This is a genomic window from Streptomyces sp. NPDC001903 (genome assembly GCF_042891345.1).
Classification (GTDB): domain Bacteria; phylum Actinomycetota; class Actinomycetes; order Streptomycetales; family Streptomycetaceae; genus Streptomyces.
Map to the genome: position 1 here is coordinate 216,616 of NZ_JBIASZ010000006.1, position 13,121 is coordinate 229,736.

Here is a 13,121-nt window from a genome sequence, read left to right on the forward strand (position 1 = left end):
GCCGGGTGGCCAATGGGCTCTTGGGGGGCCTGTGTGGCCCCCGCGCCGCGTCCGCCCGCAAATTGACCCCCCCCCCCCCGCGGCGGGCCGCGCCCCCGCAACCGGCCGCGCCCCGGCGGTCCGAGAAGGACCGCCGGGCCGCCGGACGGCAGGGGGAGGAGCGACCGCGATCAGCGGTAGTTCACGAACTGGATCGCGAAGTCGAGGTCCTTGCCCTTGAGGAGGGCCTGGACGGCCTGCAGGTCGTCACGGCTCTTGGAGCTGACGCGCAGCTCCTCGCCCTGGACCTGGGCCTTGACGCCCTTGGGACCCTCGTCCCGGATGATCTTCGCGACCTTCTTGGCGTTCTCCTGGGAGATGCCCTCCTCGATCGAGGCGAAGATCTTGTACTCCTTGCCGGACAGCTGCGGCTCGCCGGCGTCGAGCGCCTTCAGCGAGATACCGCGCTTGACCAGCTTGGTCTCGAACACGTCGAGGACGGCCTTGACGCGCTCCTCGGAGTTCGCCTCCATCAGGATCTTCTCGCCGGACCAGGCGATGGTGGCGCCGGTGCCCTTGAAGTCGTAGCGCTGCGAGAGTTCCTTGGCGGCCTGGTTGAGGGCGTTGTCGACCTCCTGCCGCTCGACCTTCGAGACGATGTCGAAACTGGAGTCGGCCATGTGCTGTGGCTCCTTGAAGTCGGCTGTCATTGCCCCGGAGGGCGCGGCCGGACATCCCCGGCCCGCTCGGCAAAGCCTAGCCACCGCGCCCGCCCCCGGTGCTGATCAATCCGGTGGCGAAGCACCCCCGAGCATCGGGTATCGTTTACGTCGTTGCCAGGGAGCACCGCCGAGAGGCGGAAAAATGGCAGCGATCATGGCGGTGTGCCCGAGTGGCCAAAGGGAGCAGACTGTAAATCTGCCGGCTCAGCCTACCCAGGTTCGAACCCTGGCGCCGCCACGCGAGTGAGACCCCCGTTACTGCGGAAGCGCAGTGGCGGGGGTCTTTTCGTACGGCCGCCGCATCGTCCGGCTCCCCTGTTCGTTCTCCGGACGTGAACTTCATTTCTGACACGCGCGGCAGGGTCGGCGGCGGAGTGCTCCTCGCCCTCCTCGGAGCCGGCATCCCGGCCCTGGTCGGCGCGGCACTCCACAGCCACGTGGGCCAGCCCTACCAGGAGACCACCCTCTACTTCGGCACCGAGCGCCCCGGCGGCCGGGCTCCCGTCGCGGAGCGGGATTTCATGGACTTCCTGGACCGGGAGATCACCCCCGCCTTCCCCGAGGGGCTCACCCTCCTGGACGGGCACGGCCAGTGGCAGCGCGCCGGCAAGGTCATCCGCGAGACCTCGTACGAGGTCGTGCTGCTCTACCCGGAGAAGGAGGCCGAGGAGCGCAGCGCGCGCATCGAGCGCATCCGGCAGGCCTACGAGGACCAGTACCAGCAGGACTCCGTCGGGCGCTCCGACGACAAGGTGACCGCCGAGTTCTGAACCTCAGTTGCCCGCGACGGCCTTGACGGCCACCTCGACCGGGGTCGACCCGTCGACCAGCTCCAGCGTCAGGCCGGCCGTCGCCGGGGTCTCGACCAGCTCCGCCAGCACGGCCGCCACGTCGTCCCGCGACACCGCTCCGCGGCCCGTCCGCGCCTCCAGCCGCACCTGCCCGCTCCCGGGGTCGTCGGTCAGCGAGCCGGGCCGCAGGACCGTCCACTCCAGGCCCAGCCGCGTCCGTACGTGGTCGTCCGCCTCACCCTTCGCCCGCAGGTAGAAATCGAAGACGTCGTCGCCCTCGTGATGCGCGTCCGCGCCCATCGAAGAGACCATCAGGAAGCGCCGCACCCGCGCCCGTTCGGCCGCGTCCGAGAACAGCACCGCCGCGCCCCGGTCGACGGTGTCCTTGCGCGCCACACCGCTGCCGGGGCCCGCGCCGGCCGCGAACACCGCCACGTCCGCGCCCTGCAGAATGCCCGCCACGTGCTCGACCGAAGCCGACTCCAGGTCGCAGAGCACCGGTTCGGCGCCCACCTCCCGCAGGTCGTCGCCCTGCTCCGGGTCGCGGATGATGCCCGCGACCTCGTACCCGCGCGCGGCGAGCAGCTGCTCCAGCCGCAGCGCGATCTGACCGTGTCCACCCGCGATGACGATGCGCATGCCCCGACCGTACGACGAGCCGGGCGCCCCCGCCCGCGATGGTGACCGCCACCGGCCCGGCGAAGGCTCAGGGGCCGGGCTCCACACGGCCCTGTCGGGGCAGGTCCAGGGCCACCGCGACCGCCGAGTCGCAGTACTCCCGTACGGCACTCGTCCGGGCTACCACCCGGCCGCGGTGGATCACGATCCGGCTGTACGCCAGGGACAGCACGCCCGCGATCCGGTCCCCCCGCACGGCCAGCAGCTCCGCCGGGAACCCGGCCTCCACCCGGACCTCCGGCAGGCCCATCGCCTCCCGGGCCGCGGCGCTGACCGAGGCGTAGGCCTCCGGCGCCCGCAGCCCGCCCTGGGAGGCCAGCAGGAAGGCGGCCTCGAGCGGGTCGCCCCGGCCGACCGGGTTCCCGGCGTCCCGCAGCGCCCCGCTCCCGGCCGCGACCCGGACCCCGGCGGCGCGCAGCAGCCGTACGGGCGCGGTGCGCAGGCCGCGCCGCTCCAGGGCCGCGCAGTCGCCCTGGGGCAGGCAGGTCACCTGTACGCCGGCCGCGGCCAGCTGGTCGGCGGCCCGGTGCGCCACGTCCAGCGGGAGCCGCGACAGGCCGCCGCAGGGGCCGATCGTCACCCCCGGGCGCAGCCCGCCGGCCATCGCGGCGAGCCGGGCCAGCCGGCCGGGGTCGTCACCGTCCGTGTGCAGGTCCACGGGGCAGCCGTGCTCGGCGGCGAGCTCCAGGACGGCTTCGAGGAAGCCCGTCGGGTCGGGGTCCAGGTCCGGGCAGCCGCCGATGACGGAGGCGCCCATCTTGACCGCGTCCCGCAGCATGGCGAGCCCGTCGGCGCCGGCCGCGCCGGTGAGGAGGCGGGGCACGGCGACGGCGGTCAGGTCGGTGAGCCCGCGCAGTGAGCGGCGGGCCTGGAGCACGGCCTCCAGGGGGCCCAGGCCGTGCACGTCGCCGATCCGGACGTGGGAGCGCACGGCCGTGGCTCCGTGCCCGAGCTGGAGCAGGGCGGCCTCGGTGGCCCGGCGCTGCACCTCGTCGGGGGTGTACGAGACGGGCCCCTCCCCGTCGGCCGTCAGGGCGGTGTCCCCGTGGGCGTGCGGTTCGGCGGGGGCGGGGAGCAGCAGGTAGCCGCCGAGGTCGACCCGGGCGAGCGCGGGGGAGGGCAGGCTGCCCGCGGTGCCGACGGCCTGGATCCGGCCGCCGCCGAGCCGGACGTCGACCGTGCGGCCGTCCGTGAGGCGGGCCCCGGCGAGCAGCAGCGTGGTGGACTCGGCGGCGGACGCGTTCGCCTTGCCGGGCGGGCGCCGGGGCCCGTGGCCGCCGCCCTCACCCCGGCCCCCCGGCGGGAAGGGGGACGGCTGCTGCGGCTGGCTGTCGGACATCGCGCTCCTGCGGTGGCTCGGGCGGTTCCTGGGCCGAGTGGCCGCGGCTCGCGGCCCAAGATCACGCAGCGTGCTCAGAGCCTAGGGCGCGGGGCTCCCCGCTTCGCGGAAGAGCGCAATAGTCGTACCGGTGTGGTGCCCGCGCGCCGCGGCGCCCGCCCGCGCGCCGGGCCGGGCGCGGGTGCTTCCTCGTCGCGAGCGCCGCTTCGGGCGGGATCGGGGTGCTCGGAGTGTCTCGCGGGGCCGCCGGGAATGTGAGCCCGGCCACAATCCGGCCCGAAATGGGCCCCGATGGCACCCGGGGGTCGATCGGGAAAGGCCGGGCCGCCCCCTCGGAGGCCAGTCGCCGCAAAGGATTTGGGCGATGGGCGGGCAACCGTGTAATGTCTTCATCGCTCGCCCCAATAGCTCAGTCGGTAGAGCGTCTCCATGGTAAGGAGAAGGTCTGCGGTTCGATTCCGCATTGGGGCTCTGGTGAGAGAGGTTCCCCACCCTCGGGTGGGGAGCTGATCACATCAAAGCGGCGTAGCTCAGTCGGTAGAGCAAGCGGCTCATAATCGCTGTGTCACCGGTTCAAGTCCGGTCGCCGCTACCCACAGTAGCCGATTGCGGGGTCGGTCTCCCGATCGGCTACTCTTTTATGCGTTCATCCGTCCCATAGTCCGTCAAGGAGCACTCACGTGGCTGCCACCGACGTCCGCCCGAAGATCACGCTGGCCTGCGTGGAGTGCAAGGAGCGGAACTACATCACCAAGAAGAACCGGCGTAACAACCCGGACCGCATGGAGATGAAGAAGCACTGCCCGCGCTGCAACTCGCACACCGCGCACCGCGAGACCCGCTGACCCCAGCGAAGTCTCGAATAACAGGCACCGTCATGAGGTCGTCCCCTTCTTTGGGGGGCGGCCTCGTGTCGTTTCCGTGATCGCCGGTCTGTGATCGTTTTCCTCATGTGACCGACTTTTTCCAACAGGAGGTAGGGAGCCATGGCGCTCGACCAGTCCTTCGTGGGTCGGAGCTACCCGCCCACCGATCCGTACGAGGTCGGCCGGGAGAAGATCCGCGAATTCGCGGTCGCGGTGGGTGACTCGAATCCCGTCTACACCGACCCCGATGTCGCCAAGGCGTTCGGCCACCTGGACGTGATCGCCCCGCCGACTTTCGTGTTCGCGATCACATTCGCGGCCGCGGGCCAGGTCGTGGAGGACCCGCAGCTGGGTCTGGACTACAGCCGCGTCGTGCACGGCGACCAGAAGTTCGCGTACTCGCGGCCCGTGCGGGCCGGTGACCGGCTGTCGGTGACCTCGACGATCGAGGCCGTGAAGTCGATGGCCGGCAACGACATCATCGACATCCGCGGCGAGGTCCACGACGAGACCGGCGAGCACGTGGTGACGGCGTGGACGAAGCTCGTCTCCCGCGCCCCCGAGGAGGCCTGAGATGACCGCGCAGATCAAGTACGCCGACGTCGAGGTCGGCACCGAGCTGCCGGCCGGCTCCTTCCCGGTGACGCGCGCCACGCTGGTGCGGTACGCCGGTGCCTCCGGTGACTTCAACCCGATCCACTGGAACGAGAAGTTCGCCAAGGAGGTCGGACTGCCGGACGTGATCGCGCACGGCATGTTCACGATGGCCGAGGCGATCCGCGTGGTCACCGACTGGGTCGGCGACCCGGGCGCGGTCGTCGAGTACGGGGTCCGCTTCACGAAGCCGGTCGTCGTCCCGAACGACGAGACGGGCGCGCTGATCGAGGTCACGGCCAAGGTCGCGGCGAAGCTGGACGACAACCGCGTACGGGTGGACCTGACGGCGATGAGCGCGGGTCAGAAGGTCCTGGGCATGTCCCGGGCCCTGGTGACCCTGGCCTGAGCCCGGCGCGCGCCGAGTCCGGCGCGTTGCCAAGTCCGGTGCAAGCCGGGTCCGGCGCATACGCCGGGCCCGGGCGCGTACGCCGGGTCCGGCGCGCGGCCGGGCCGGGCGTGAGCGGGACGCATCCCGCTCGCGCCCGCTCAGCGCGTGCCGATGCCGTGGGCGGTGCCCGCCGCGACGGCCCGGAGCTTGTCGGGGTTGGCGACGTTGTGGACGGCGGTGATGCGGCCGTCGGCGCCGAAGTCGAAGGTGACCGTGGCGACCACCCGGTCCGGTCCGCTGAACACCATGCCCGGGCCGCCGTTGATCTCGACGAGCTCGGCCTTCATGTCGGCCGGGTCGATGCCCTGGTAGGTGACCGTCCCGATGGCGGCGAACCAGGCGGCCACCGTCTGCGCGCCCACGACCGGGCGCATGGCCTGGCGGACCTTGCCGCCGCCGTCGGTCCACAGGGTGACGTCCGGGGACAGCACCTCCATCAGGGCGTTGACGTCCCCGCCGGTCGTGGCGGCGAAGAACCGCTCGGTCACCTCGCGCTGCCGCGACCGGTCGGCCGTGAAGCGCGGCCGCCGGGCCCGTACGTGCTCGCGGGCGCGGTGGGCGGCCTGCCGCACCGCCGCTTCGGAGCGTTCCAGCGCCTCCGCGATCTCGGCGTGGCTGAAGTCGAAGACCTCCTTCAGCACGAACACCGCACGCTCCAGCGGACTGAGCGTCTCCAGTACGACGAGCACGGCCATCGACACCGACTCGGCGTCCAGGACGCTCTCGGCGGTGTCACCCGTGGTCAGGATGGGCTCGGGCAGCCACGGACCGACGTAGGTCTCGCGCTGGTGCCGGGTGGACCGCAGCCGTGCCAGCGCCACGTTCGAGACGATCCGCGTCAGGTACGCCTTGGGCTCGGCCACCCGGGAGCGGTCGGCGGCCGACCACTTGATCCAGGCGTCCTGGACGGCGTCCTCCGCGTCGGCCGCGGTGCCCAGGATGCGGTAGGCCACCGAGAACAGCAGGTTCCGGTGCCGGTGGAACACCTGCTGGTCGGGGTCGGCGGACGGGCCCGTCATCGGAGCGCCCCGTTCCGGGTGAAGCGGCCGCCGCGGGGCCACAGGGCCCCCGAGGCGGGCATCTTCTTCATGCGGCCGTACGTCGGCCAGGGCGCGGCAGTCACCGTCTCCTTATACCGGGCCGCCACGCGGCCGGTCAGGTAGATGCGGCGCGGGCTGTCGTCGGGGCGGGTGAACTGCACCACCGCATCGTGCCGGCCCAGGCTCACCGGCGTGTGGTAGTAGCCGAAGCGGAACGGACGGGGCCGCTTGCCCTTCAGGGCACGGGCGATCGAGACCGCGGCGTGCACACCGGTCGGCATGCCGCTCTGGCAGGTGCCGTGCATGACGCCGTAGCCCTGGCGGATCGCCGCGGCGTCGCCCACGGCGTACACCTGCGGGTGCGAGACCGACCGCAGCGCGGTGTCGGTGACGATGCGACCGCGGTCGTCGACGGCCAGCCCGGCGGCGGCCGCCAGCGGCGACACCCGGGTACCGCCGGTCCACAGGAGCGCGTCGGCGGGCACCCGCTCGCCTCCCGCCAGCACGACCGCGTCGGGCAGCACCTTCACCACCTCGACCCCGCTGCGCACCGTCACGCCCAGGCGGTCGAGCGCGGCCCGCACATGGGCCCCGGCCTTCGGGGCCATGGCGGCGCCGGGCTCCTGCCGGCCCAGCAGGACGACGTTCAGCCGCGGGTGCCGCTCGGCGATCTCCGCGGCGGACTCGATGCCGGTCAGGCCGCTGCCCGCGACGACCACGCTGCCGCTGCCGCTGCCGCTGCCGCTGCCGCTGCCGCTGCCGCTGCCGCTGCCGAGCCACGCCAGCCGGTCGGCCAGCACCTCGGCGTCCTCGGCTCCGTTGAGGGTGTGGGCGTGCTCCTCGGCGCCCGGCACCGCCGCCAGGTCGGCCACACCGCCCAGCCCGTACACGAGCGTGTCGTAGTGCAGGACCCGGTCGTCATCGATCCGGACCGTCCGCGCGTCCGCGTCCACCGCCGTCACCCAGCCGCGGACGAACCGTACGCCCGTACCCTCCAGCAGCTCCGGGATGCTCAGTCCGGCGAGCTGCTGCCCGGTGGCCCTCATGTGCAGCCGCAGCCGCTCGGTGAACCGTTCCTGCGCGTTCACCAGGGTCACCTGCACGTCCCGGCGCCGCCCCACCCGTGCTCCGAGCTGGACGGCCGCGGACATCCCCGCGTAACCCGCCCCCAGGACCAGGACGCGGTGGGTGGCGGCCGCGCCGTCCGCTCCGTGCTGTGCGCTCATCGGTTCGCCTTCCTGCATTCGCTGTTGACGACCACGAGATGCAAGCTGCCGCCCGGTTCGTGACACAGGTCCGATGTGACGCGCGACACAGCGGCCCTCCCGGGGCGCCCGGCCGCCCGGGCCGCCCCGGGAGGGCCGTAGCCGGCCGCCCCGGGAGCACAGGGGGTTGACTCGGTTAGTGATTGAGCACTAACTTCGAACCATGGCAAGGATGAGTGCGGAAGAGCGGCGCGAGAGCGTCATCCGTGCGGCGATGCACGAGTTCGCCCGCGGCGGCTACCACGGGACCTCCACCGAGGCGATCGCCAAGCGCGTGGGCGTCTCCCAGCCGTACCTGTTCCGCCTCTTCCCCAACAAGTCGGCCATCTTCCTCGCCGCCGCCGAGCGCTGCCTGCGCGACACCCGCGAGGTGTTCGCTGCCGCCGCCGAGGGGCTGGAGGGCGAGGCGGCCGGGCTCGCCATGGCGAACGCCTACGCCCGACTCATCACCGAGGATCCGGACAAGCTCCAGATGCAGCTCCAGATGTACGTCACCGTCGGCGCCGCCGAGGCCGCCGGGGACCACGAGCTCGGCGAGCTCGTCCGCAAGGGCTGGATGGAGCTCTGGGACACCGTCCACGTCCCGCTCGGCGGCGATGTGAACGAGACCACGACCTTCATGGCCTACGGAATGCTGATCAACAACCTGGCCGCCATGGGCTTCCCGCCCGGGCACCGGGTCTGGGAGGGGCTGTACCCCTCCACCCGCGTCGGCGGCGAGGGCCGGCCGGGGGAGTGAGCCCCGGGTGTCCCGTACGGCCCATTTCCATGGGCGCGAAAGTTAGTCAGTGATAACTAACAAACTGTCCTCACCATCAGGGGGAATCGTGAACGGCACGCACGACCCACAAGACACCGCGCTCCGCGGCCCCGCCGTCTGGGCGCTCGTCCTCACCTCCGTCGCCGGCTTCATGGCCGCCCTCGACAACCTGGTCGTCACCACCGCCCTCCCCGCCATCCGCAAGGACCTCGGCGGCGCGCTGGAGGACCTGGAGTGGACGGTGAACGCGTACACGCTCACCTTCGCCGTCCTCCTCCTGTTCGGCGCGGCCCTCGGCGACCGCTTCGGACGGCGCCGCCTCTTCATGGCCGGCCTCGCGGTGTTCACCGGTGCCTCCGCCGTCGCCGCCCTCTCGCCCGGCATCAACGAACTCATCGCCGCCCGCGCCGTCCAGGGCGTCGGCGCCGCGGTCATGATGCCGCTCACCCTCACCCTGCTCACCGCCGCCGTCCCGCCCGCCCGCCGCGGCATGGCCCTCGGGATCTTCAGCGCCGTCGGCGGCCTTGCCGTCGCCAGCGGCCCGCTCGTCGGCGGCACCCTCACCGAGCACATCTCCTGGCAGTGGATCTTCTGGCTGAACGTCCCGATCGGGCTGGCCCTGATCCCGCTCGCCCGCCTCAAGCTGGCCGAGTCCACCGCCCCGAACGCCCGTCTCGACGTACCGGGAACGCTCCTCGTCAGCGGCGGCCTCTTCGGCATCGTCTACGCCCTCGTCAACGCCAACGCCCACGGCTGGACCAGCGCCCCCGTGCTCACCGGGCTCATCGCCGGCTCCGCGCTCGTCGCCGCCTTCGTCGTCCACGGCTTCCGCAGCGCGAACCCCATGCTGCCCATGCGCCTCTTCCTGAACCGCGGCTTCCTCGGGATCAACACGGCCAGCCTGCTGATGTACCTGGGCATGTTCGGCTCGATCTTCCTGCTCAGCCAGTTCCTCCAGGGCGTCGCCGGCTACTCGCCCACCCAGGCCGGCGTGCGCATGCTCCCCTGGACCGCCATGCCGATGGTCGTCGCCCCGATCGCGGGCATCCTCTCCGACCGGATCGGCGGCCGCCCCGTCGTCGCCGCCGGGCTCGCGCTGCAGGCCCTCGGCCTCGGCTGGTTCGCGATGATCCTGAGCACCGACGTCTCGTACGCCGCCCAGCTCCCCGCCCTGATCCTCAGCGGCATCGGCATGGCCCTGTACTTCGCCCCCGCCTCCAACATCCTGATGTCCACCGTGTCCGCCGCCGACCAGGGCAGGGCCTCCGGCGCCAACAACGCCCTGCGCGAGGTCGGCGGGGCCCTCGGTGTCGCGGTCCTGGCCTCGGTCTTCTCGGCCCAGGGCGGCTACGAGTCCCCGCAGGCCTTCACCGACGGGACCGTGCCCGCGCTGTGGATCGGCGCCGCCGCGGTGGCCGTCGCGGCGGCCTTCGCCCTCCTGGTCCCGGGCAAGCGGAACCGGAAGACCCCCGCACCGGTCGCCGTCGCGAACGCCTCCGACACCGGGTACGCGGCCCCCGCCAAGGTCCCCGCCACCCCCTGACCGCCCCGAACGGCCCCACCCCGTACGGCCCCACCGAAAGGAGCGCACACCGTGCCCGACGTGCCCTGGTCCACGCCCACCCCGCCCGCTCCCGGCGCCGAGGTCCACGTCATGGCCTCCCGCTTCGAGACCCGGACCCTCGCCGGCGCCTTCCGGTTCTTCCTCAGGTCGCCCGGCATCATCCTCCAGATCCGCAAGGCCCCCGGTGCCCACGGCGTCGCCCTGCGCGCCCGCGTCCTCGGCCGGACCTTCCTCACCCTCTCCGCCTGGGAGGACCGCGACGCGCTCTACCGCTTCGCCCGCAGCGAGCCGCACCGCTCCGGCTCCCGCGCCGCCGCGGCGTTCATGCGCGAATCGGTCTTCACCTTCTGGAGCGCCCCCGCCTCCGCCCTCCCCATCACCTGGGACGAAGCCGAGCGCCGGCTCGCGGAGGAGGCCGCGCGCTCGTGACGTACGGTCCGTGGCCCCGCAGGGATGCGAGGGGTACGGACCGTACTCTTGTCCACGTGCAGGAACTCCACGACGCCCCCCTCGCCCCCCTGACCACCTTCCGCCTCGGTGGCCCCGCCTCCCGTCTGGTCACCGCGACCACCGACGCCGAGGTGGTCGAGGCCGTCCGCGCCGCGGACGAGAGCGGCACCCCGCTCCTCGTCATCGGAGGCGGCAGCAACCTGGTCATCGGCGACCGCGGCTTCGAGGGCACCGCCCTGCGCATCGCGACCACCGGCTTCCACCTCGAGGGGACGCGGCTGGAGCTCGCCGCCGGCGAGAACTGGAGCGACGCCGTCGCCCGCAGCGTCGAGGCGGGCCTGGCCGGCATCGAGTGCCTCGCCGGGATCCCCGGCTCCGCCGGTGCCACCCCGATCCAGAACGTCGGGGCGTACGGCCAGGAGGTCTGCGACACCATCACCGAGGTCGTCGCCTACGACCGCACCACCGGCGAGACGGTCACCCTGACCGCCGCCGAGTGCGCCTTCCGGTACCGCAACAGCACCTTCAAGGACCAGCCCGAGCGCTACGTCGTCCTGCGCGTCCGCTTCGCCCTGGAGGACGCCGGCGGCCTCTCCGCGCCGATCAAGTACCCCGAGACCGCCCGCGCGCTCGGCGTCGAGGCCGGCGACCGGGTCCCGGCCGCCCGGGCCCGCGAGACCGTCCTGCGGCTGCGCGCCGGCAAGGGCATGGTCCTCGACCCCGCCGACCACGACACCTGGTCCGCCGGCTCCTTCTTCCACAACCCGATCCTGACCGACGAGGCGTACGCCGCCTTCCTCAGCCGCGTCCAGGACCGGCTCGGCCCGGAGACCGCCCCGCCCGCGTACCCCGCCGGCGAGGGCCGTACGAAGACCAGCGCGGCCTGGCTGATCGACAAGGCCGGTTTCACCAAGGGCTACGGCACCGGCCCCGCCCGGATCTCCACCAAGCACACCCTCGCGCTGACCAACCGCGGCGAGGCCACGACGGAGGACCTCCTCGCCCTGGCCCGCGAGGTCGTCGCGGGCGTCCACGCGGCCTTCGGCGTCACCCTGGTCAACGAGCCGGTGACGGTCGGCGTCAGCATCTGAGGAGTCCCGGCCGCCATGCTCTGTCCACTGCACGGGGCCGGTACGGACCCCACCCGCCTGGTGGGGCGCACGATCAGCAGGATCGTCGCGTCCTGGCACGTCTACGAGGGCGAACGCTCCGAGGCGCCGCTCGACGTCTGGCTGATCGACAGCGAGGGCGAGTCCACCAGGATCAGCACCGGGTCCGACTGGTGCCTCATCGTCGAGTCCGCCGTTCCGCACGAGCCGTACGACATGGGGGAGTGGGGCCGGATCGAGGTCGGCGAGGACCTCGGCGACCACCCCTTCCTGCGCCACCTCGGGGACACGGTGGCCTCCGTGGCCGAGTTCGCGGCGCCGGAGACCGGGCGCACGCAGCTGGAGATCGGCTTCCCCGACGGCGACCGGGTGCGGGCCGACTGCTGGGAGGGCGACCTGCGGCTCACGCGGTGAGTCCGCGACGGGAGTCTCAGGTGGCCAGCCAGTGGTCGATCCCCGCCAGCAGCTTGTCCTGCACGTCCTCGGGCGCGGCGCTCCCGCGCACGGACTGCCGGGCCAGCTCGGCGAGCTCCGCGTCCGTGAAGGCGTGGTGGCGGCGGGCGATCTCGTACTGCGCCGCCAGCCGGGACCCGAACAGCAGCGGGTCGTCCGCGCCGAGCGCCATCGGCACCCCGGCCTCGAAGAGGGTGCGCAGCGGGACGTCCTCGGGCCGCTCGTAGACCCCGAGGGCCACGTTCGACGCCGGGCAGACCTCGCAGGTGATCTGCCGGTCCGCGAGCCGCTTCAGCAGCCGCGGGTCCTCGGCGGCCCGTACGCCGTGGCCGATGCGGGAGGCGTGCAGATCGTCCAGGCAGTCGCGGACGGAGGCGGGGCCGGTGAGCTCACCGCCGTGCGGGGCCGCGAGGAGGCCGCCCTCGCGGGCGATGGCGAAGGCCCGGTCGAAATCGCGGGCCATGCCGCGGCGCTCGTCGTTGGAGAGGCCGAAGCCGACGATGCCGCGGTCGGCGTAGCGGACGGCCAGGCGGGCCAGGGTGCGGGCGTCGAGGGGGTGCTTCATGCGGTTGGCCGCGATCAGGACCCGCATGCCGAGGCCGGTCTCGCGGGAGGCCGCCTCGACGGCGTCGAGGATGATCTCGACGGCCGGGATCATGCCGCCGAGCAGGGGGGCGTAGGAGGTGGGATCCACCTGGATCTCCAGCCAGCCGCTGCCGTCCCGTACGTCCTCCTCGGCGGCCTCGCGGACCAGGCGGCGGATGTCGTCGGGCTCGCGGAGGCAGGAGCGGGCGGCGTCGTACAGCCGCTGGAAGCGGAACCAGCCGCGCTCGTCGGTGGCGCGGAGCTTGGGCGGCTCGCCGGCGGTCAGCGCGTCGGGCAGGCGCACGCCGTACTTGTCGGCGAGCTCCAGGAGGGTCGAGGGGCGCATCGACCCGGTGAAGTGCAGGTGGAGGTGGGCTTTCGGCAGAAGCGTGAGATCGCGTACGTGCTCCATCCGGTGATCCTGCCGTACTTGTCACCCGTTCGGCAGCCCGATTCCCTGAACGGGACCTTGCCC

General features: G+C 72.8%; 15 protein-coding genes and 3 tRNA genes. 12 read left to right on the top strand and 6 right to left on the bottom strand.

Annotated elements, in window-relative coordinates; all coding sequences use genetic code 11:
- Positions 1–170: 170 nt before the first annotated feature.
- Positions 171–659 (bottom strand): YajQ family cyclic di-GMP-binding protein, encoded by a 489-nt coding sequence (locus tag ACFYZS_RS16340; protein WP_030298135.1) that lies wholly within the window; start codon positions 657–659, stop codon positions 171–173.
- 198 nt (positions 660–857) lie between these two features.
- Between ACFYZS_RS16340 and ACFYZS_RS16345 the strand changes: the two genes are divergently transcribed.
- Together ACFYZS_RS16345 and ACFYZS_RS16350 are read left to right on the top strand one after the other, a co-directional pair.
- Positions 858–939 (top strand) — tRNA-Tyr (locus ACFYZS_RS16345).
- A 94-nt stretch (positions 940–1,033) separates the two neighbouring features.
- Positions 1,034–1,471, top strand: coding sequence for a DUF3574 domain-containing protein (locus ACFYZS_RS16350; protein WP_389012196.1), 438 nt, complete (start codon positions 1,034–1,036; stop codon positions 1,469–1,471).
- 3 nt (positions 1,472–1,474) lie between these two features.
- On the opposite strand, the gene ACFYZS_RS16355 is transcribed toward ACFYZS_RS16350, so the two are convergent.
- Positions 1,475–2,131, bottom strand: a complete 657-nt coding sequence (locus tag ACFYZS_RS16355) for an SDR family oxidoreductase (RefSeq protein ID WP_389012199.1) — start codon at positions 2,129–2,131, stop codon at positions 1,475–1,477.
- 67 nt (positions 2,132–2,198) lie between these two features.
- On the bottom strand, positions 2,199–3,509 hold the full coding sequence (locus ACFYZS_RS16360; RefSeq protein ID WP_389012202.1) for an amidohydrolase family protein: 1,311 nt from the start codon (positions 3,507–3,509) through the stop codon (positions 2,199–2,201).
- Between the two features lie 398 nt (positions 3,510–3,907).
- On the opposite strand from ACFYZS_RS16360, the gene ACFYZS_RS16365 reads away from it, so the two are divergent.
- From ACFYZS_RS16365 to ACFYZS_RS16385, 5 genes are all read left to right on the top strand, one after another.
- Positions 3,908–3,980: transfer RNA gene (locus ACFYZS_RS16365), tRNA-Thr, on the top strand.
- A gap of 48 nt (positions 3,981–4,028) precedes the next feature.
- A tRNA-Met gene (locus tag ACFYZS_RS16370) sits at positions 4,029–4,101 on the top strand.
- A gap of 88 nt (positions 4,102–4,189) precedes the next feature.
- Positions 4,190–4,354 (top strand): 50S ribosomal protein L33, encoded by a 165-nt coding sequence (gene rpmG / locus ACFYZS_RS16375; protein WP_007265873.1) that lies wholly within the window; start codon positions 4,190–4,192, stop codon positions 4,352–4,354.
- A gap of 141 nt (positions 4,355–4,495) precedes the next feature.
- The gene (locus tag ACFYZS_RS16380) at positions 4,496–4,948 is read left to right on the top strand and encodes a MaoC family dehydratase N-terminal domain-containing protein (protein ID WP_389012205.1); all 453 of its coding nucleotides are present in this window, start codon (positions 4,496–4,498) and stop codon (positions 4,946–4,948) included.
- Position 4,949: 1 nt separating this feature from the next.
- Positions 4,950–5,378, top strand: coding sequence for a MaoC family dehydratase (locus tag ACFYZS_RS16385; RefSeq protein WP_389012208.1), 429 nt, complete (start codon positions 4,950–4,952; stop codon positions 5,376–5,378).
- A 140-nt stretch (positions 5,379–5,518) separates the two neighbouring features.
- Here the strand turns inward: ACFYZS_RS16385 and ACFYZS_RS16390 are convergent, their stop codons facing one another.
- Both ACFYZS_RS16390 and ACFYZS_RS16395 read right to left on the bottom strand, forming a co-directional pair.
- Positions 5,519–6,439: an RNA polymerase sigma-70 factor gene (locus ACFYZS_RS16390; protein WP_389012211.1), complete on the bottom strand. Its 921-nt coding sequence runs from the start codon at positions 6,437–6,439 to the stop codon at positions 5,519–5,521.
- Positions 6,436–7,686: an NAD(P)/FAD-dependent oxidoreductase gene (locus tag ACFYZS_RS16395; RefSeq protein WP_389012214.1), complete on the bottom strand. Its 1,251-nt coding sequence runs from the start codon at positions 7,684–7,686 to the stop codon at positions 6,436–6,438. Before ACFYZS_RS16395 ends, ACFYZS_RS16390 begins: the two co-directional genes overlap by 4 nt.
- Before the next feature lie 202 nt (positions 7,687–7,888).
- Between ACFYZS_RS16395 and ACFYZS_RS16400 the strand changes: the two genes are divergently transcribed.
- The 5 genes from ACFYZS_RS16400 to ACFYZS_RS16420 all read left to right on the top strand — a co-directional run bounded on the left by ACFYZS_RS16400 (position 7,889) and on the right by ACFYZS_RS16420 (position 12,022).
- Complete coding sequence (locus ACFYZS_RS16400; RefSeq protein ID WP_389012217.1) at positions 7,889–8,464, top strand: TetR/AcrR family transcriptional regulator; 576 nt, start codon at positions 7,889–7,891, stop codon at positions 8,462–8,464.
- 88 nt (positions 8,465–8,552) lie between these two features.
- On the top strand, positions 8,553–10,028 hold the full coding sequence (locus ACFYZS_RS16405) for a DHA2 family efflux MFS transporter permease subunit (RefSeq protein WP_389012220.1): 1,476 nt from the start codon (positions 8,553–8,555) through the stop codon (positions 10,026–10,028).
- 51 nt (positions 10,029–10,079) lie between these two features.
- Positions 10,080–10,478 carry a DUF3291 domain-containing protein gene (locus tag ACFYZS_RS16410; RefSeq protein ID WP_389012223.1) on the top strand — a complete coding sequence of 133 codons (399 nt, stop codon included), beginning with the start codon at positions 10,080–10,082 and terminating at the stop codon, positions 10,476–10,478.
- A complete protein-coding gene (locus tag ACFYZS_RS16415) occupies positions 10,475–11,590 on the top strand; it encodes a UDP-N-acetylmuramate dehydrogenase (RefSeq protein ID WP_389012226.1) in 1,116 nt (371 codons plus the stop codon). The genes ACFYZS_RS16410 and ACFYZS_RS16415 overlap by 4 nt, the downstream gene beginning before the upstream one ends.
- Before the next feature lie 15 nt (positions 11,591–11,605).
- A complete protein-coding gene (locus ACFYZS_RS16420; protein WP_389012229.1) occupies positions 11,606–12,022 on the top strand; it encodes a hypothetical protein in 417 nt (138 codons plus the stop codon).
- Positions 12,023–12,038: 16 nt separating this feature from the next.
- On the opposite strand, the gene ACFYZS_RS16425 is transcribed toward ACFYZS_RS16420, so the two are convergent.
- A complete protein-coding gene (locus ACFYZS_RS16425) occupies positions 12,039–13,058 on the bottom strand; it encodes an adenosine deaminase (RefSeq protein ID WP_389012231.1) in 1,020 nt (339 codons plus the stop codon).
- Between the last annotated feature and the right edge of the window lie 63 nt (positions 13,059–13,121).

What these genes read in the sequence shown, in the direction of transcription:
- ACFYZS_RS16340 (WP_030298135.1), bottom strand. Translation starts at nt 659, where the DNA reads ATGGCCGACTCCAGTTTCGACATCGTCTCGAAGGTCGAGCGGCAGGAG.
- ACFYZS_RS16355 (WP_389012199.1), bottom strand. Translation starts at nt 2,131, where the DNA reads ATGCGCATCGTCATCGCGGGTGGACACGGTCAGATCGCGCTGCGGCTG.
- ACFYZS_RS16360 (WP_389012202.1), bottom strand. Translation starts at nt 3,509, where the DNA reads ATGTCCGACAGCCAGCCGCAGCAGCCGTCCCCCTTCCCGCCGGGGGGC.
- ACFYZS_RS16380 (WP_389012205.1), top strand. Translation starts at nt 4,496, where the DNA reads ATGGCGCTCGACCAGTCCTTCGTGGGTCGGAGCTACCCGCCCACCGAT.
- ACFYZS_RS16385 (WP_389012208.1), top strand. Translation starts at nt 4,950, where the DNA reads ATGACCGCGCAGATCAAGTACGCCGACGTCGAGGTCGGCACCGAGCTG.
- ACFYZS_RS16390 (WP_389012211.1), bottom strand. Translation starts at nt 6,439, where the DNA reads ATGACGGGCCCGTCCGCCGACCCCGACCAGCAGGTGTTCCACCGGCAC.
- ACFYZS_RS16395 (WP_389012214.1), bottom strand. Translation starts at nt 7,686, where the DNA reads ATGAGCGCACAGCACGGAGCGGACGGCGCGGCCGCCACCCACCGCGTC.
- ACFYZS_RS16400 (WP_389012217.1), top strand. Translation starts at nt 7,889, where the DNA reads ATGGCAAGGATGAGTGCGGAAGAGCGGCGCGAGAGCGTCATCCGTGCG.
- ACFYZS_RS16420 (WP_389012229.1), top strand. Translation starts at nt 11,606, where the DNA reads ATGCTCTGTCCACTGCACGGGGCCGGTACGGACCCCACCCGCCTGGTG.
- ACFYZS_RS16425 (WP_389012231.1), bottom strand. Translation starts at nt 13,058, where the DNA reads ATGGAGCACGTACGCGATCTCACGCTTCTGCCGAAAGCCCACCTCCAC.